Consider the following 17,582-nt stretch of genomic DNA (forward strand, 5'->3'; position numbering starts at 1 on the left):
GGCCGGGAGTATGTCAGGTAGGGATACCCGGCCATCGTGGCCGGGTCAGTCCATGCGGTAGTTCGGGGCTTCCTTGGTGATCGCCACGTCGTGCACATGGCTCTCGCGCATGCCGGCGGCGGTCACGCGGACGAAATGCGGCTTGGTCCGCATCTCTTCGATGTTGTGTGCGCCGACATAGCCCATGGACGAGCGCAGCCCGCCCATCAGCTGGTAGATGATGGCGACGATCGAGCCCTTGTACGGCACCCGGCCCTCGATCCCCTCGGGCACGAACTTGTCGGCCGAGCTGTTCGGATCCTGGAAGTAGCGATCGGAGGACCCTTGCTGCATGGCGCCCAGCGAACCCATGCCACGATAGATCTTGTAGGAGCGGCCCTGGTACAACTCGACCTCGCCCGGGGCCTCTTCGGTCCCGGCGAACATCGAGCCCAGCATCACGCAATCGGCGCCCGCGGCGATCGCCTTGGCCAGGTCCCCGGAAAAGCGCACGCCCCCGTCGGCGATCATCGGCACACCCGTGCCCTTCAGCGCCTCGGACACATCGGAGATCGCCGTGATCTGCGGCACGCCCACGCCGGCCACGATGCGGGTGGTGCAGATCGAGCCCGGCCCGATTCCGACCTTCACGCCGTCGGCCCCGGCCGCGACCAGCGCCTTGGCCGCATCGGCGGTGGCGATGTTGCCACCGATCACCTGCACGTCCGGGTAGTGTTTCTTTACCCAGGCGACGCGATCCAGCACGCCCTGGGAATGCCCGTGCGCGGTATCCACCACCAGCACGTCCACCCCGGCCTCGACCAGCGCGGCCACGCGCTCATCGGTGCCCTCACCCACACCCACCGCGGCACCCACGCGCAGACGGCCCCGCTCGTCCTTGGAGGCATGCGGGTGCTCGGTGGACTTCTGGATGTCCTTGACCGTGATCATCCCGCGTAGCTGGAAGTCGTCGTTGACGACCAGCACCTTTTCGATCCGGTGCTTGTGCAGCAGCTCCAGCACCAGCTCGCGGTCGGCCCCCTCGGGCACGGTAACCAGGCGCTCGCGCGGGGTCATGATCTCCGAGACCGGGGCGTTCATGCGGGTCTCGAAGCGCAGATCGCGGGAGGTCACGATACCCATCAGGTCGTTGCCGGAAACGATCGGCACGCCGGAGATGTGATTGGCGTCGGTCAGCGCAACCACGTCGCCGATGCTCGCATCCGGGCCGATGGTGATCGGCTCGCTGATCACACCGCTTTCGTATTTCTTGACCTGCCGGACCTCGGCGGCCTGGGCCTCCGCCGACATGTTCTTGTGCACGATCCCGAGCCCGCCCTCCTGGGCCATCGCGATCGCCAGGTTGGCCTCGGTGACCGTGTCCATCGCGGCCGACACCACCGGGGCGGACAGCGTGATCTCGCGGGTAATCCGGGTACTCAGGTCGACATCACGCGGAACGACATTCGAATGCCCCGGGATCAGCAGTACATCATCAAAGGTAAGGGCTTCACCGAGTATCCGCATGCACCACTCCAGGCCAGGCCCGCCGGGACGCAAGGGGGAAAATCCCGGGGGCGGATAAATAGCCGTTCAGTATAGAATTCGGGCCCTTCCGGGACAAGCACAGACACACATGCAAGGGCCGTGCGCAGACGCCCGGACAGCACCCTGATAGGATGCGAATCCATCCCGAGCCCCCTGCCAGGCGAGACCCATGCCCGAGCGCGCGCCTACGGCCCGCATCACCCGACGCACCGCGCTGGCCCTGTTGCTGGCCCCCGGCCTCGGCCTGGCCACTGCGTCCAGCGCTCGCGCCGACTGGTGGCGCTTCGGTCAGGACATGTTCCGCTCGCTGATCACCCGGCCACCGGAATTCGCCGGGTTGTCGACCGCCGAGCTGATCGAGGCGGTGCACGAGGCCCTGGTCATCGCGACCCACGCCGCCTCCGAGACCCTCAGCCGGCGCAACGGCTTCTACGGCAACCCGGACGTGCGCATCCCCCTGCCCGAGGTGCTCGCCACCACACGGCGATCGCTGGGCCGACTCGGCATGGCCGCGCCGCTGGACACCCTGGAGGAGCGCATGAACCGCGCGGCCGAGGATGCGGTATGGCAGGCCCGGGAACCCTTCATCCGGGCGATCTTCGCGCTCGATCTCGACGATGCCCGCGGCATCCTGCTGGGGCCCGAGGACGCCGCCACCCGCCATCTGGAAACACAGATGCGGCCGCGCCTGACTGAGGCCATGCGTCCCGCGATCGAGCACAGCCTGGACGCCGTGGAGGCCATGACGACCCACCGCGAGCTGGAGTCGCGGATGCGCGACATCCCGTTTCTGGCAAACGTCCGCCTGGACCTGGCCGAGCATGTGCTGGAGCACACCATGGACGGCCTGTTCCACGCCCTCGCGGAAGAAGAGGCCCGCCTGCGGGTCGACCCCGTCGGGCGCGGCACCGATGTCTTCCAGCGCGTCTTCATCCGTCTGTAACCATCGAGCCCCCCCATGAGCGACGCCCCCGTCTTTTCCGTAACCGAGCTCAACCAGTGTGCCGACGGCCTGCTGCGTGACGGGCTTGGTCTCGTGCGCGTGGAGGGCGAGGTATCGAACCTGCGTCAATACGCATCCGGGCACCAGTACTTTTCGCTGAAGGACGAGAACGCCTCGGTGAGCTGCGTGCTGTTCCGCGGGCGCTCCCGCCAGGCCGCCCGCTTTGCCGACGGCGACGCCGTACAGATCCAGGGACGTGCCGGAATCTACGGCGCCCGCGGGCAGTTCCAGCTGATCGTCGAGGCCCTGCAACCGGCCGGCGAGGGCCGCCTGCTGGCCGCCTTCCAGCGCCTGAAGGAAAAGCTCGCCGCCGAGGGCCTGTTCGACGCCGAGCGCAAGCAGCCACTGCCCGCCTGGACCCACCGCCTGGGCGTGATCACCTCCACCCAGGGCGATGTGCGCCACGACATCGAACGCACCCTGGCGCGGCGCTTCCCGCTGTTGCTACCGGTCACGCTTTACCCCACCGCGGTGCAGGGTGCCCAGGCCGCCGGCCAGATTGTCGCGGCCCTGGAACAGGCTGCGGCCGAGGGCCGGGTCGACGTGCTCATCCTCGCCCGCGGCGGCGGCTCCCTGGAAGATCTGCAGGCCTTTAACGAGGAGAGCGTCGCGCGCGCCATCGCCGCCTGCCCGATCCCCGTGGTCAGCGGCGTGGGGCACGAGACCGACACCACCATCGCCGATTTCGTCGCCGACCTGCGCGCCTCCACGCCCACCGCCGCGGCGGAGGCTGTCAGCCCGGATGCCGCGACCCTGCGCCACCAGCTAGCGCGGGCCCGCGAACGCCTGAGCGGGCTGCTGGGCCAGCGCGTGGCGCGCCACCAGCAGACCCTGACCGCCCTGCATACGCGCCTGGAACGCCGCCACCCGCGGCAAATGCTGGAACGCGATGCCCAACGCCTGGACGACCAGCGCGAACGCCTGCAGCGCGCCTGGTCGCGCCTCGAGGAACGCGCCCGGGTGCGGTTGCAACACGCCCGGTTGCGTCTGGCCGGCGCCTCGCCCGGCACCCGCCTGGCATCCGCCCGCATGCGCCTGGATCACCTGCGCCAGCGCCTGGTGCGGGTACGCCCGGACCACGACATCCTGCAGCGGCGCGAGGCCCTCGCCCGCCTGCAACGCCAACTGCAAACGGCCACCCACCAGGCCCTCGTCGCCCGCCAGCGGCAGCTGGACGCCACCGCGCGCCAGCTGCGTTCACTGGGCCCGGAGGCAGTGCTGGAACGCGGCTACGCGATCCTGCAGACCACAGAGGGCGAAGTCCTGCGCGCCGCGGATCAGACCGCCAGCGGCGAATGCGTGCATGCACGTCTGGCGCGCGGGCGCCTGGACCTGGAAGTCACCGCCACACACGGCGACAACTGAGCCGCGGTCTCCCGGCCTTTAACCACCGACGGCACACAGACAATCGCGTGTAACAGGAAGACGGGAAGCGCGCGAAGGGGTAAGAAGGAAGTGGGTAGCCTGGGGTCAGCACCTGCAAGGCCATCCCGGCCGCAGCGCGGCGGAGAGCCGGGATGGCCTCCGTCACGCACACCCCCACCAACGTGCCCGCCCCCACCGCCGGGAACCCGGATACCTGGTCAGCACACCCCAAATCCCGTAGGAGCGTGCTTGCACGCTCCCACAGCTGTGGTTCCACAGACCCACGCAGGACAGCAGCATCCGGTGGCGGTCAGGAGAGCAGGACGAGATTGTCCCGATGGATCAGCTCCGGCTCGAGCAGGTAGCCGAGCTCGGCCTCGATGCGATCGGCACGCTGGCCGCGGATACGCTGAATCTCGCTGGCCGCGTAGTTCGTAAGCCCCCGTGCCACGGCGGTCCCGTCCGGATCCACGCAGGTCACGACCTCGCCGCGGCGAAAATCCCCCTCGACGCTGACCACACCTACCGGTAGCAGGCTGCTGCCCGATTCGCGCAGCACGCGTGCGGCCCCGGCGTCCAGCTGCAACTGCCCGCGCGAGTGCAGCTGGTCCGCCAGCCAGCGCTTGCGCGCCGCCAGCGGTTCGCGGTCCGGCTTTAGCCAGGTGCCCAGTGCTTCGCCCTTCAGCACCCGCCCCATCACCTGCGCCTCGCGTCCGGAGGCAATCACGGTATGCGTGCCGGAACGGGCCGCGCGTTCGGCAGCCAGCAGCTTGGTTGCCATGCCACCCCGGCCCAGGCGACCGAAATCGGCTGCCACATAGCGGTGAAGCCCGGCATCCGAGGCCCGGCCCTCCTGGATCAAGCGGGCATCCGCATGCTTGCGCGGATCGCGATCAAACAGGCCATCCTGGTCGGTCAGGATCAGCAGCAGGTCGGCCACCACCAGGTTGGCCACCAGCGCGGCCAGGGTATCGTTGTCGCCGAGCCGGATCTCCTCGTAGGCCACGGTGTCGTTCTCGTTGACCACCGGGATCGTCCCCATCTCGAGCAGAGCCAGCATGGTGCTGCGGGCATTCAGGTAGCGCGAGCGGTCGGCGAGGTCATCGTGGGTCAGCAGGACCTGCGCCGCATGCAGATCGTGGCTGGCGAACTCGCGCTCGTAGGCCTGGACCAGGCCCATCTGCCCGACCGCGGCGGCGGCCTGCACGTGGTGCAACTGGTGCGGGCGCTCGGTCATGCCCAGCCGGCGCATGCCCTCGGCCACCGCCCCGCTGGAGACCAGGATCACCTCCAGCCCGCGCCGGCGCAGCGCCGCGATCTGGTGCGCCCAGGACTCCAGCGCCGGGCGGTCGAGCCCGGCGCCATCGGCGGTGATCAGCGCGCTGCCAATCTTGACGACGACCCGGCGAATGGCGGGGAGCGCCCGTGTGGCAGACGCTGTCACGCGGGGTCCTCCGGCTTTTCCTCCGGCGTCCCTATCGCACCCCGCCGATCGGCCTCGGCCGCCGCCTGTGCGGCCTCCTCGACATGGCGCATCACCGCCTGCAGCAGGGCGTCCACGCCCTCGCCGGTCACCGCGGAGATGGTAAATACCGGATGCGCCTCGCCCTGGTCCGCACGCACGCGCTCGACCAGCGCCGCAAGTTCCTCGGCGTCCAGCAGCTCCTTCTTGTTCAGCACGATCCAGCGCGGGAGGGCCGCCAGCTTGTCGCTGTGGTGCTCCAGTTCGGTGATCGCGGTGCGCAGGTCCACCAGCGGATCGGCCTCGGGGTCCGGCGGAGACACGTCCACCACGTGCAGCAGCAAGCGGGTGCGGGCCAGATGCTTGAGGAAACGTGTACCCAGACCCGCGCCCTCGGCCGCGCCCTCGATCAGCCCGGGGATGTCGGCGATCACGAAGCTCTGGTTGACCCCGATGCGCACCACGCCCAGTTGCGGGATCAGGGTGGTGAACGGGTAGTCGGCGATTTTCGGGCGCGCGGCCGAGGCCCGCGCCAGCAGCGTGGACTTGCCGGCATTCGGCAGCCCCAGCAAACCGACGTCGGCCAGCACCATCAGCTCCAGCGACAGCTTGCGCAGGTCGCCCGGGGTGCCCGGCTTGCTCTGACGGGGCGCCTGGTTGGTGGAGGACTTGTACCGGGTATTGCCGAGCCCGTGGAAACCACCCTGAGCGACCAGCAGACGCTGACCCTCGTGGGTCACATCACCCAGGATCTCGTCGGTCTCGGCATCGCGCACCTGGGTGCCGATCGGCACTGCGATCTCCAGATCCTCGCCGGAAGACCCCGTACGATTGCGCCCCTTGCCGTTCTCGCCACGCTCGGCATCAAACCGGCGCTGGTAGCGAAAATCGGCCAGGGTGTTCAGGCCTTCGTCGCCCACCAGCCATACGGAGCCGCCATCTCCGCCGTCACCCCCGTCGGGCCCGCCAAAGGGGATGTATTTCTCGCGGCGGAAGCTGACACAGCCATTCCCGCCGTCGCCGGCCTTTACGGTAATGGTGGCCTCGTCGATGAACTTCATTGCTTGCTTCCCGAAGTACAGAACAAAAAAAGCCCCGTCGAACGGGGCTTTTCGCGAACGCTTCGCTGTCCGGCCGGCTTACTGCTGCGGCTGGATGCTCACGAAACGACGGTTGTGCGGGCCACCCACCTTGAAGACGACCTGGCCGTCAACCTTGGCGAACAGCGTATGGTCCTTGCCACAACCCACGCCCTCGCCGGGATGATACTGCGTCCCGCGCTGACGAACGAGGATGTTGCCTGCGCGCACGACCTGACCGCCAAAGCGCTTCACGCCCAGGCGTTTGCTCTCGGAATCGCGCCCGTTGCGGGTACTGCCGCCTGCCTTTTTATGTGCCATGGTTCAGCTCTCCTGAATGCCTGCGGCGATCAGCCGGCGATGCCGGTGATGCGCACGGTGGTGTAATGCTGGCGGTGTCCCATCTGCTTCTGGGAGTGCTTGCGCCGCCGGAATTTCATGATGTGGATCTTCTTGGCGCGGCCATGGTCTTCGACCTTGGCGGTGACCTTGCCACCGTCCACCAGCGGGGCCCCGACGCGGACATCGTCACCCGCACCGACCATCAGCACCTGGTCAAACTCGACCTCGGAACCGGCCTCGGCCTCGAGCTTCTCGATGCGAATCACGTCGCCTTCGGCGACGCGGTACTGTTTACCACCTGTTGCGATGATCGCGTACATTTCCCTGGGACTCCGTTGCGATACCTTGTGTGGACCAGCTGACTGGGAGCTGGTCTCGCGAAAGGGCGGAAATGCTAGCAGCGCTTCTCGTCCGGGTCAATGCCGGCGTGGACGCGAAAGGACCGCACCGCGGCCACTCTCGGCGCTTTCGCGATCCCGCGCGCGAACTTGTACATTCCCCGGCGTTTCCCTAGCATTCCTTCGCCCCTCCCGACCACCTCACAAGCGTGCTTGCCTACCCCCATGCCCATTGAAGCAATCCGAGAACTGGCGGCCGACGACATGCAGGCCGTCGACCAGTGCATCCGCGAGCGCCTTAGCTCGCCGGTGGTGCTGATCAACCAGCTCGGACACTACATCATCCATTCGGGCGGCAAGCGCCTGCGACCGCTGCTGGCCACCCTGTCAGCGCGGGCCTGCCATGTGCAGGGCCAGGATCCGGTGACCCTGGCGGCGGTGGTGGAGTTCATCCATACCGCGACCCTGCTGCACGACGATGTGGTGGATGCCTCCGAACTACGCCGCGGCAACGAGACCGCCAACCACATCTTCGGCAACGAGGCCGCCGTCCTGGTCGGTGACTTCCTCTACTCGCGCGCGTTCGAGATGATGGTCGAAGTCGGCTCCATGCGGGTCATGGAGATCCTCTCCCACGCGACCAACGTGATCGCCGAGGGCGAGGTGATGCAGCTGATGAACTGCCACGACGCCGACGTCGACGAGCAGCGCTATATGCACGTGATCCAGTCGAAGACCGCCAAGCTGTTCGAGGCCGCCTGCCAGCTGGGCGCCATCCTGGGCGAACGCCCGGAACACGACGAGCAGGCGCTGGCCCGCTACGGCATGCACCTGGGCACCGCCTTCCAGCTGATCGACGACGTCCTGGACTACTCCTCCGATGACGAGGTGACCGGCAAGCGCATGGGCGACGACCTCGCCGAGGGCAAGCCCACGCTGCCGCTAATCCATGCGCTGCGCGTGGGCTCCCCCGATCAGCAGGCCGTCGTGCGCCGGGCGATCGAAGAAGGCGGCCGCGATCAGGTCGACGCCGTGCTGCAGGCCGTACACGGAACCGACGGCCTGGCCTACACCCGCTCTCGCGCCGAGGCCGAAACCGACGCCGCCATCGAGGCGATCTCCACGTTGCCCGATTCGCCCCAGCGTCAGGCCCTGATCGATCTCGCCCGTTTCGCCGTCGGGCGCAACCACTGACGCGGCGCGACCCACGCCGCATGGCGGGTCGACCGTTACCGACAGGATTTTCAGCGCTCGGGGCATGGACACGCCCCGGGAGGCTCGGCATAATAGCGGGCTCGGTTCGGAGTGTAGCTCAGCTTGGTAGAGCACTGCCTTCGGGAGGCAGGGGTCGAAGGTTCGAATCCTTTCACTCCGACCAACCTTCTTCTTGACCCTGGTCTTCCGGCCTGTGGCCCGATTCAAGCGGCCCATCCGGAAGCGGCCAGATCCCGATCACGTTCAGGCCCTGCGGACACGTCCATGACCGCCAATACCCCGGCCGTTCGCGGCACCCTCTATATCGTTTCCGCGCCCTCGGGTGCCGGCAAGACCAGCCTGGTCGCCGCCCTGCTTGAATCGGTGACGGCGGTGGAGGTCTCGGTTTCGCATACCACACGGACGCCGCGCGCCAGCGAGGTCGACGGACAGCACTACCACTTCGTCAGCGCCGAGACTTTCCTCGGGATGATCGAGGACGGCCAGCTGCTGGAACACGCCAAGGTGTTCGACAACTTCTACGGCACCGCGCTCGCCAGTGTCGACGAACGCCTGGACGCCGGGGTGGACGTGATCCTGGAGATCGACTGGCAGGGCGCGCGCCAGGTGCGCGCCGCCGTGCCGGATGCGCATTCCATCTTCATCCTGCCGCCCTCGCGCGACGAGCTGGAACGCCGCCTGCGCGGCCGCGGGCAGGACGAAGAAGACGTGATCCAGCGCCGTCTGCGGGATGCCGAATCCGACTGCACGCATTTCCGCGAGTACGACTACACCGTGGTCAATGCCGACTTCGACCAGGCCGTGCGCGATCTGGCCTGTATCTTCCGCGCCAACCGCCTGCGCACCGTGGAACAGGAGATCCGATCCGCATCCACGATCGGGAATCTGTTGGCGGGCGCGCATGGGTCGGCGTAACATGCAAGTTTCAAGAATTTACTGACCGGAGTATCCGATGGCACGCGTCACCGTCGAGGACTGCCTCGAAAATGTCGAAAACCGTTTCCAGCTGGTGCTGATGGCTGCCCGCCGGGCCCGCCACATTGCCCACGGGAAGGAAGCCCGCGTACCCGAGGACAACGACAAGCCCACGGTAATCGCCCTGCGCGAAATCGCCGCCGGCGTGGTCGGTATCGAGGTGTTCGACGAACACGACGAACGGCCCCAGAACCAGATGCTGGACTTCAGCACCATCCGTCATCTGGAACAGCTGGAAGCCGACGAGCGCTAGGAGATTTCCTGAATGGCCGCTGGGCAGCCAGCTTCGCCCGGGGCCCCCTCCTCGGTACCGGGCGACTCGACCCGATTCCTGATCAGCGATTTATGTTCCGAGCTCGAGTCCTACCTCGAGCCGGAAGAGGTCGAGGAGGTCTATCGCGCCTATCTCCTGGGCGCGGAATCGCACGAAGGCCAGACCCGCAAGACCGGGGAACCCTACATCTATCACCCGCTCGCCGTGGCTCGCACCATGGCCGAGATGCGGATGGACCACCAGGCGATCAGCGCCGCCATCCTGCATGACGTGATGGAGGACACCGCCACCAGCAAGGACCGTATCCGCGCCGAGTTCGGCGAGGAGGTCGCAGAGCTGGTGGACGGCGTGTCCAAGCTGACCCACCTGCAGTTCCAGTCGAAGGCCGAGGCGCAGGCGGAAAACTTCCGCAAGATGATGCTGGCGATCACCCGCGACATCCGGGTGATTCTGATCAAGCTGGCCGACCGCCTGCACAACATGCGCACCCTCGGTGTGATGCGCCCGGACAAGCGCCGCCGCATCGCCAAGGAAACCCTCGAGATCTATGCCCCGATCGCGCAGCGCCTGGGCATGAATGCCATGCGCCGCGAGCTGGAGGAACTCGGTTTCTCGGCCAAGCACCCCTGGCGCGCCGCGGTACTGGAACGCGCAGTCCACCGGGCCGGCGGCAACCGCCGCGAGCCGATGAAGAACATCGAACAGGCGATCTGCTCGCGCATGGAGGCTTCCGGGATCATCGGGCGCATCTCCGGGCGCGAGAAGAGCCTGTACAGCATCTACCGCAAGATGCGCGACAAGCACCACTCGTTCGAAGACGTGTTCGACGTCTTCGCCATCCGCATCATTGTCGACGACGTGGACACCTGCTACCGCTCCCTGGGCGTGGTGCACAACCTCTACAAGCCGGTTCCGGGACGCTTCAAGGACTACATCGCGATCCCCAAGTCCAACGGCTACCAGTCGCTGCACACCATCCTGTTCGGCCCGCAGGGCGCCCCGATCGAGGTGCAAGTCCGCTCCACCGAGATGGATCGCGTGGCCGAGAGCGGGATCGCCGCACACTGGCAGTACAAGGCCGGCAGCGAATCCAGCCGCACGGCCCAGAGCCGGGCACGCGAATGGCTGAAGGATGTCCTCGAGATCCAGAACAGCGTCGGCAACTCCATCGAGTTCCTGGAGAACGTCAAGGTCGACCTGTTCCCCGACGAGGTCTACACCTTCACCCCCGAGGGCGACATCCTGGTGCTCCCACGCGACGCCACACCGATTGACTTCGCCTACGCCGTGCACTCGGACGTCGGCAACCGCTGCGTGGCCGCCAAGATCGATCGCCAGCTCGCCCCGCTGTCGGTACGCCTGCAAAGCGGCCAGACGGTGGAGATCGTCACCTCGCCCGGCGCCCGCCCCAACCCGGCCTGGCTGTCCTTCGTGGTCACCGGCAAGGCGCGCACCGGCATCCGCCACTGCCTCAAGTCCATGCAGTCCGAGGAGGCCCGCACCCTCGGCGAGCGCATGCTGGAAAAGGCGCTGGAATCCATGGATACCAGCCTGCCCCGCATCTCGCCGGCCCGCCTGGACCAGATGCTGGACGCGATGCAGCTGGAAGACCTGGACGCGCTGCTGATCGATATCGGCCTGGGCAATCGCATGGCCTCGCTGGTGGCCCGCCAGATGGTGGGCAAGGAAAGCCCCGACCCGACCGCCACAGAGCCCGCCACTACAACCACGCTCGCGGTCAACGGCACCGAAGGGCTGGTGCTGAATTACGCCCGTTGCTGCCACCCGATCCCGGGCGACCCGATCATTGGCCAGTTGAGCGCCGGGCGCGGCCTGGTGGTCCACCGCGAGAACTGCCGCAACGTCCTGCACGAGAGCCGCGACCGGTCCGACCGCACCATCGCGCTGGAGTGGTCGCATGAGCCCCAGCTGCAATTCACCGCCGCCGTACGCACCCGCACCGCCAACCGCCGCGGGGCGCTGGCCGACATGGCCGCGGTCATCGCGGATCACGGCTCCAACATCGAGCACATCTCGTTCAACGAGCAGGACGGCCACTCCACCGCGATGACCTTCCTGCTGACCGTCCGTGACCGCCAGCACCTGGCCCAGATCATGCGTGGCCTGCGGCGGCTGTCCGACGTCCTGCGCATCTCGCGCCAGCGCGGCTGACACGCAACGCTCCCGCTGATCCGCCACCCGGCGGACGGGCTTCTTGCAGGCGCCCCGTGCGCAACGGAAGATCGAGGCATGATCGCCGACATCCTCAACGAAACCCTGGGCGTCGCGCTCACCGCGGCCCCCTGGTTGCTGCTGGGTCTGCTGGCCGCCGGCGCGGTCAAGGCCCTGATCCCGGAGGCCGCCCTGCAGCGCTGGCTCGGCGGCGCCGGCCTCGCGGCTACCGCGCGCGCCGCCGTGGTCGGGGCCCCGTTGCCGCTTTGCTCCTGCGGGGCCATCCCCACCGCCCTGGCCCTGCATCGCGGCGGTGCCGGTCGCGGGCCCACCACCGCTTTCCTGATCGGAACGCCGGGTGTCGGCGTGGACTCGCTGGCCATCAGCTACGCCCTGCTGGGCCCGGTAATGGCCGTGGCCCGCGCCCTTGGCGCCATCGTCACGGCCATTACCACGGGGTTACTGGTGGGGCGCACGCGCGCCGCGACGGACCCCCCGGAGGCGACCGGGGCCGAACCCGACACCTGCGGCGGATGTTGCGCGAACGACACGGACTGCGCCACGCCCGAAGCCCCAAAACGCCTCTCCGCACGGCTCCGCAGCGGACTGCACTACGCCTTCCACGACGTCCTCGACGATATCCGCCTGTGGCTGGTGATCGGCCTGCTGGTCGCCGGCGCCCTGCTCGCCCTGGTCCCGCCGGCCACTCTGGCCGCCTGGGGCTCGGGCCTGCCGGCGATGCTGGTGATGGCCGTCATCGGCATCCCGATGTACCTCTGCGCGACCGCCGCCACACCCATCGCCGTGGGTCTGATCGCGGCCGGCGTTTCGCCCGGCACCGTGCTGGTGTTCCTGCTGGCCGCGCCGATCACCAGCCTGGCGACGCTGGGCGTGTTCCGCCGCGAACTCGGCACCCCGGCGCTAGTGCTCTACCTGGCCGGAATCGCAGCCACCACCATCGCGCTGGGACTCGCCCTGGACGCCGGACTGGCCCGTACCGGGGTCGACATCACAACCCAGATGGGCGCCGCCGGCGAGTTGCTGCCCGCCTGGCTCGAGTGGAGCACCCTGGTCATCCTGATCGTCCTGGCCACACCGGTCCTGCGCCGGTGGCTGGACCGCCTGATCCCTCACCCCCAGCCGCGGAGCGCGTGAATGTCCAATCGTTCCATCGGACTCGATGAACCGCTGTACCGCTACCTCCTGGAGCACTCGCTGCGCGAGCCCGACGTACTGGCGCAGCTGCGCGCCGAAACGGCCGGCCTGCCGCAGGCGAACATGCAGATCGCCCCGGAGCAGGGACAGTTCATGGCGCTGCTGGCGAAGCTCATGGGCGCACAGCGCTATCTGGAGATCGGCACCTTCACCGGCTACAGCGCGCTGGCCATCGCCCTCGTCCTGCCGGAGGACGGCGAGGTCGTCACCCTGGACAACAGCGCGGACTGGACCGCCACGGCCCGGCGCTACTGGGAGCGCGCCGGGGTCGCCGGACGCATCCGGCTCGAGCTGGGCGAGGCGCGCAACACGCTGCAGGCGCTGGAGGCCGCCGGCGAGACCGGTCGCTTCGATCTAGCCTTCATCGATGCCGACAAGACCGGCTACCCCGACTATTTCGAACACTGCCTGCGCCTGGTACGCCCCGGCGGCCTGATCCTGATCGACAACACCCTGTGGCACGGTACCGTCGCCGACCCGGACGACCAGCGAGACGACACCCGCGCGATCCGCGCCTTCAACGACGCCCTGCATCCCGACGAGCGCATCGACCTCTCGCTGGCCCCCATCGGCGACGGCCTGACCCTGGCCCGCCGCCGCTGAAGCAGAGGCTGCCCTGGATTCAGCACAAAGCCTCCGGAGCGCATCGTGAAGGACCAGGTCAAGGGCGAATCCTCCACGAAGCCTTTACAGGCAAAGGCCGCTGTCGCCAAGGCCACGGCGGCATATGGCACGGCGCTCCACTGACTGCACCACCCAGCCCGCCTCGACCTCGTCCAGCTCCAGGCGGAATTCGTAGGCACTGACGGCATCGTCGCGCAACCCGGTCAGGCGGACCTCGGCGCGCTCCGGACGCGGCTGGTCGATCTCCAGCCCGGCGTAGTCAACCGCCAGTCCAGAATGCCAGGGGCTGGCCGCCAGCCACGCCATCACCGCGGCACCGGGCATCACCGTGGGCGCCTGCGAAGGCACCGCCTGCGCCTCGAAGGCGGTAGGCGCCGACTCCCAGCCGTCCGGCGCAGTGCCCGTTTCCGGGCCCGAAGCGGACGTGGCACAGCCCGCCAGCAGTACCGTCAGACACCCCCATGCAACCCGCCATCCCCATCGCATCCCGTGGTTCCTCTCGCAAAAATTTCCCTGCGCACGAACATACCCGACCGCCAAACGTCCTACCATGGCAGAAAGACCAGATCAGTCCGCCGCCCTGCGCGGACCGGGAGGAAGACACCATGAAACTGTTCAAGCTGCGCCACATCCTGATGACGAGCCTTTGCGCCCTGTTGCTGGCCGCAAGCCCGCTCCACTCCGACGAGCATGCGTGGGCCGCAGAGGACGACACCACCGCCAGCGAGATGGAAGAACTGCGCGAATCCTGGGCCGAGACCCGCGAGGAGATCCAGGAAGAAAGCACCGAGGCCGGTGAGGCCACCCGCTCGCGCACCCGCGAGACCCTGGACGCGATGGACCGCGAACTCGGCCGCCTGGGCGACAACCTCCGCGAGGGCTGGGATGACCTGAGCGACGCGACTCGCGAGCGCCGCGAACGCGCCTACGACGGACTGGTAGAGGAACGTGACCGCCTGGCCGAATGGTCGAGCGAGATGCGCGAGCGCTCCTCCGGCGCCTGGGGCGGTATTCGCGACGGGGCAAAGGACGCCTGGGGCGGCGTGCGCGACGGCTCGCGCAAGGCCTGGGGCTCGGTGCGTGACGCCTTCCGCGGCGACGACGAACCGGCCGGGAATGCGGGCGAGCCGGACGTTCAGGACTGATGCGGCGACACCCATCGCTCACCCCCTGGATCGGCAGCGCGGCGCTGATCCTCGCATCCGCCAGCCTGACCGGTTGCGACGGGTTCGGCGGCGCGTCCGGGACCCCCGACCACCTGGAGCGCACCACCGATCCGGAGGTCCTCCAGCGCGGTGAGCGCCTCTACCAGCAGCACTGCATCGCCTGCCACGGGGCGCAGCGCGAGGGCGCCGAGGACTGGCGCCAGCGCAACCCCGACGGCACCCTGCCCCCGCCGCCGCTGGATGGCAGCGCCCATACCTGGCACCACCCGTACTGGCAACTGAAGGACATGATCCGCTACGGCGCCGAGGCGCGTGGCGGCGCAATGCCCAGCTTCGAGGACACGCTCTCGGAGGCGGATGTCGAGGCGATCATCGCCTGGCTGCAGTCGCACTGGCCGGACGAGATCTTCGAGGCCTGGACACGCTACGACCGCAACCACCCCACCCAGGCCGATTGGGAAGAGGCCATGGGCGAACCCTGGGTGACCCACCCCGACGGCTAACCCGACTAACCCGACGCCGAGCCATACGCACACCGCCGCAGTCCCGATACAATGCACACGGAATGCGTCGGCTTGTTCCGGCGTCAGTCATTCGAATGAGACGCTGCGCGGTCACCGCATGGCAGGGAATGCAGTAAAACAAGGACGGCCGGGAGGGGCCCATGCATGATGCCAAACAGCGCGCGTGTCACAGCGAGCACCGGGGGTGCGCGTGAATCGACGCGCCAACGACTTCGCGGCGGTTAGCGAACAAGCCCGTCTGCAAGGCCTGGTCGAGCAGGAACGCCAGGCAAGGCGCCGCGCCGAGACCCTGGCCGAGACCCGGCTGCAGGACGTCTACGCCAAGCAGAAACAGATCGAGCTGCTCAACACCATTGCCTCGACGGCCAACCAGTCGGACTCCATCGCGCATGTTCTGCGCGCGGCCCTCGCGGCCATCGGGCAGTACCTCGACTGGCCGGTGGGGCATGTCTATCTGGCCCGACACGACGAAAACAGCGGCTGCAGAGAACTGAACCCCACCGGCATCTGGCACCTCGCCACCGCCGAGCCGTTCACCGAGTTCCGCGAGAACACCGACAGCACACCCTTTGCTAGTGGCCACGGGCTACCCGGCCGGGTACTCGCGAACGGCGAACCGGCATGGATCGAGAACCTGGCCGCGGACGACAATTTCCCGCGGGCACCGCAGGCCGCCGCCAGTGGCCTGCGGTCCGGATTCGCCTTCCCGGTCATGGTCGGCCAGGAGGTCGCCTGCGTCCTCGAGTTCTTTGCCACAGAACCCACCACCACCGACCCCGACCTGCTGTGGCTGATGTGGCAGATCGGCGTGCAACTGGGCCGCGTGATCGAGCGCAACCGCCACGAAGAGCACCTGCTCCACAACGCCTCCCATGACCAGCTGACCGGGCTCCCCAACCGCCGTCTGTTCCACGACCGGCTGGCCCATGCCATTGCCCGCGCCACCCGCGAACCCTTCAACCTGTTCGCCGTGCTGTTCGTGGATATCGACCGCTTCAAGGTTGTCAACGACAGCCTCGGGCACCCGGCCGGCGACGAACTGCTGGTGCAGGTCGGGCGGCGCCTGCTGAACGCCCTGCGCCGGAACGACACCGTCTCGCGGCCCAAGGGGGACAAGGCCAACCGCCCGGACGACACCCTCGCGCGCCTGGGCGGCGACGAATTCACCATCCTGCTGGAGGGCCTGCATGAGCCGGTGGACGCCCTGCGCGTGGCCGAACGCCTGCAGGCCGTGCTGCACGAGCCGTTCACCATCGCCGGACAGGATATCTACGTCACCGTCAGCATCGGCATTGCCACCCGCCCCTACGGCCAGAGCTGCCCCGCCCGCGAGACCAACGCGGCGGACGACCCCGCGCGCCCGGCCACGCCGGACGACCTGATGCGCGAGGCAGACATGGCGATGTACCGCGCGAAGTCACTGGGCAAGGCCCGCTGCGAATTCTGCGACCCCGGCATGCAGACCCAGGCGCTGCAAAGCCTGGCCCTCGAGACCGACCTGCGCCATGCGGTGGAGCGCGGCGACTTCATCGTCCACTTCCAGCCCATCGTGTCACTCGGCGAGGACTGCATCACCGGCTTCGAGGGCCTGGTGCGCTGGCAGCGCAACGGCGCGCTGGTCGCGCCGGACGACTTCATTCCCATCGCCGAGGACACCGGGCAAATCCACCTGATCGACATGCAGGTGCTCTACACGGCCTGCTGTCAGCTGGTGCAATGGGGGATCGACCACCCCGAGATGCCACTGACCATCAGCACCAACCTCTCCGCCCGGCAGCTCACGCGCCCGGGACTGGTCGACGAGGTGCAGACGATTCTTGCCGGCACCGGGGTGTCGGCCTCCCAGGTGCGCCTGGAGATCACCGAGACCGCGACGCTCGGCAATCTCGACGAACTAATCGAGACCCTGCACCGGCTCAAGGCCCTGGGCATCAGCCTGGCAATGGACGACTTCGGCACCGGCTACTCGTCACTCAGCTACCTGCACCGGCTACCACTGGACATCCTCAAGATCGATCGCAGCTTCGTCTCCGGGCTGGACCACGACGAATACAGCCAGCGCCTGGTTCAGACCGTAATCCACATGGCCCGCAACCTGGGTCTGGAGGCCGTGGCCGAGGGCGTCGAAAGCCATACCCACGCCGCGACGCTGCGCGCCCTCGGCTGCACCCTGGCCCAGGGCTACTACTATTCCCCACCGGTGGACGCCGCCAACGCCACGGCCCTGCTTTCCGGCGATGCCCTGGTGGGCTGTCGGTAGAACGACCGACGGCTGCATGGACTCGGAAAAGCATGGGGCAC

General features: G+C 68.0%; 17 protein-coding genes and 1 tRNA gene. 12 read left to right on the plus strand and 6 right to left on the minus strand.

The window, feature by feature from the left end; all coding sequences use genetic code 11:
* Positions 1-45: 45 nt before the first annotated feature.
* Positions 46-1,506: an IMP dehydrogenase gene (gene guaB / locus G315_RS0110035; RefSeq protein ID WP_018650432.1), complete on the minus strand. Its 1,461-nt coding sequence runs from the start codon at positions 1,504-1,506 to the stop codon at positions 46-48.
* 190 nt (positions 1,507-1,696) lie between these two features.
* On the opposite strand from guaB, the gene G315_RS0110040 reads away from it, so the two are divergent.
* Complete coding sequence (locus G315_RS0110040) at positions 1,697-2,470, plus strand: DUF4197 domain-containing protein (protein WP_019612454.1); 774 nt, start codon at positions 1,697-1,699, stop codon at positions 2,468-2,470.
* Positions 2,471-2,485: 15 nt separating this feature from the next.
* Positions 2,486-3,895: an exodeoxyribonuclease VII large subunit gene (xseA, locus tag G315_RS0110045; protein WP_018951325.1), complete on the plus strand. Its 1,410-nt coding sequence runs from the start codon at positions 2,486-2,488 to the stop codon at positions 3,893-3,895.
* Positions 3,896-4,205: 310 nt separating this feature from the next.
* Here xseA and proB read toward each other — a convergent pair whose 3' ends face one another.
* The 4 genes from proB to rplU all read right to left on the minus strand — a co-directional run bounded on the left by proB (position 4,206) and on the right by rplU (position 7,098).
* A complete protein-coding gene (gene proB, locus G315_RS0110050; RefSeq protein ID WP_018176510.1) occupies positions 4,206-5,339 on the minus strand; it encodes a glutamate 5-kinase in 1,134 nt (377 codons plus the stop codon).
* Complete coding sequence (gene cgtA, locus G315_RS0110055; RefSeq protein ID WP_019612455.1) at positions 5,336-6,418, minus strand: Obg family GTPase CgtA; 1,083 nt, start codon at positions 6,416-6,418, stop codon at positions 5,336-5,338. The genes proB and cgtA overlap by 4 nt, the downstream gene beginning before the upstream one ends.
* Positions 6,419-6,496: 78 nt before the next feature.
* Positions 6,497-6,757, minus strand: coding sequence for a 50S ribosomal protein L27 (gene rpmA, locus G315_RS0110060; RefSeq protein ID WP_017941884.1), 261 nt, complete (start codon positions 6,755-6,757; stop codon positions 6,497-6,499).
* Between the two features lie 29 nt (positions 6,758-6,786).
* Positions 6,787-7,098: a 50S ribosomal protein L21 gene (rplU, locus tag G315_RS0110065; protein ID WP_018146302.1), complete on the minus strand. Its 312-nt coding sequence runs from the start codon at positions 7,096-7,098 to the stop codon at positions 6,787-6,789.
* A 243-nt stretch (positions 7,099-7,341) separates the two neighbouring features.
* Between rplU and ispB the strand changes: the two genes are divergently transcribed.
* From ispB to G315_RS0110105, 7 genes are all read left to right on the plus strand, one after another.
* On the plus strand, positions 7,342-8,310 hold the full coding sequence (gene ispB / locus G315_RS0110075; protein WP_018176512.1) for an octaprenyl diphosphate synthase: 969 nt from the start codon (positions 7,342-7,344) through the stop codon (positions 8,308-8,310).
* A 107-nt stretch (positions 8,311-8,417) separates the two neighbouring features.
* Positions 8,418-8,494, plus strand: a tRNA-Pro gene (locus G315_RS0110080).
* 101 nt (positions 8,495-8,595) lie between these two features.
* Positions 8,596-9,246: a guanylate kinase gene (gmk, locus tag G315_RS0110085; RefSeq protein WP_018146304.1), complete on the plus strand. Its 651-nt coding sequence runs from the start codon at positions 8,596-8,598 to the stop codon at positions 9,244-9,246.
* Between the two features lie 37 nt (positions 9,247-9,283).
* Positions 9,284-9,559 carry a DNA-directed RNA polymerase subunit omega gene (gene rpoZ / locus G315_RS0110090; RefSeq protein ID WP_018146305.1) on the plus strand — a complete coding sequence of 92 codons (276 nt, stop codon included), beginning with the start codon at positions 9,284-9,286 and terminating at the stop codon, positions 9,557-9,559.
* 12 nt (positions 9,560-9,571) lie between these two features.
* A complete protein-coding gene (gene spoT / locus G315_RS0110095; RefSeq protein WP_018146306.1) occupies positions 9,572-11,752 on the plus strand; it encodes a bifunctional GTP diphosphokinase/guanosine-3',5'-bis pyrophosphate 3'-pyrophosphohydrolase in 2,181 nt (726 codons plus the stop codon).
* A 78-nt stretch (positions 11,753-11,830) separates the two neighbouring features.
* Positions 11,831-12,907: an SO_0444 family Cu/Zn efflux transporter gene (locus tag G315_RS0110100; protein WP_019612457.1), complete on the plus strand. Its 1,077-nt coding sequence runs from the start codon at positions 11,831-11,833 to the stop codon at positions 12,905-12,907.
* Complete coding sequence (locus tag G315_RS0110105; RefSeq protein ID WP_019612458.1) at positions 12,908-13,570, plus strand: class I SAM-dependent methyltransferase; 663 nt, start codon at positions 12,908-12,910, stop codon at positions 13,568-13,570.
* A gap of 84 nt (positions 13,571-13,654) precedes the next feature.
* On the opposite strand, the gene G315_RS0110110 is transcribed toward G315_RS0110105, so the two are convergent.
* Positions 13,655-13,915 carry a hypothetical protein gene (locus tag G315_RS0110110; protein ID WP_018146309.1) on the minus strand — a complete coding sequence of 87 codons (261 nt, stop codon included), beginning with the start codon at positions 13,913-13,915 and terminating at the stop codon, positions 13,655-13,657.
* Between the two features lie 281 nt (positions 13,916-14,196).
* On the opposite strand from G315_RS0110110, the gene G315_RS0110115 reads away from it, so the two are divergent.
* The 3 genes from G315_RS0110115 (at position 14,197) to G315_RS0110125 (ending at position 17,541) form a co-directional block, all read left to right on the plus strand.
* Complete coding sequence (locus G315_RS0110115; RefSeq protein WP_019612459.1) at positions 14,197-14,736, plus strand: hypothetical protein; 540 nt, start codon at positions 14,197-14,199, stop codon at positions 14,734-14,736.
* Positions 14,736-15,260, plus strand: coding sequence for a cytochrome c (locus G315_RS0110120; protein ID WP_019612460.1), 525 nt, complete (start codon positions 14,736-14,738; stop codon positions 15,258-15,260). The genes G315_RS0110115 and G315_RS0110120 overlap by 1 nt, the downstream gene beginning before the upstream one ends.
* A gap of 205 nt (positions 15,261-15,465) precedes the next feature.
* Entirely contained in the window at positions 15,466-17,541 is a 2,076-nt protein-coding gene (locus G315_RS0110125; protein ID WP_019612461.1) for a bifunctional diguanylate cyclase/phosphodiesterase, read from the plus strand.
* Positions 17,542-17,582: the final 41 nt, after the last annotated feature.

This window comes from Thioalkalivibrio sp. AKL7 (assembly GCF_000381705.1).
Lineage (GTDB): Bacteria > Pseudomonadota > Gammaproteobacteria > Ectothiorhodospirales > Ectothiorhodospiraceae > Thioalkalivibrio > Thioalkalivibrio versutus.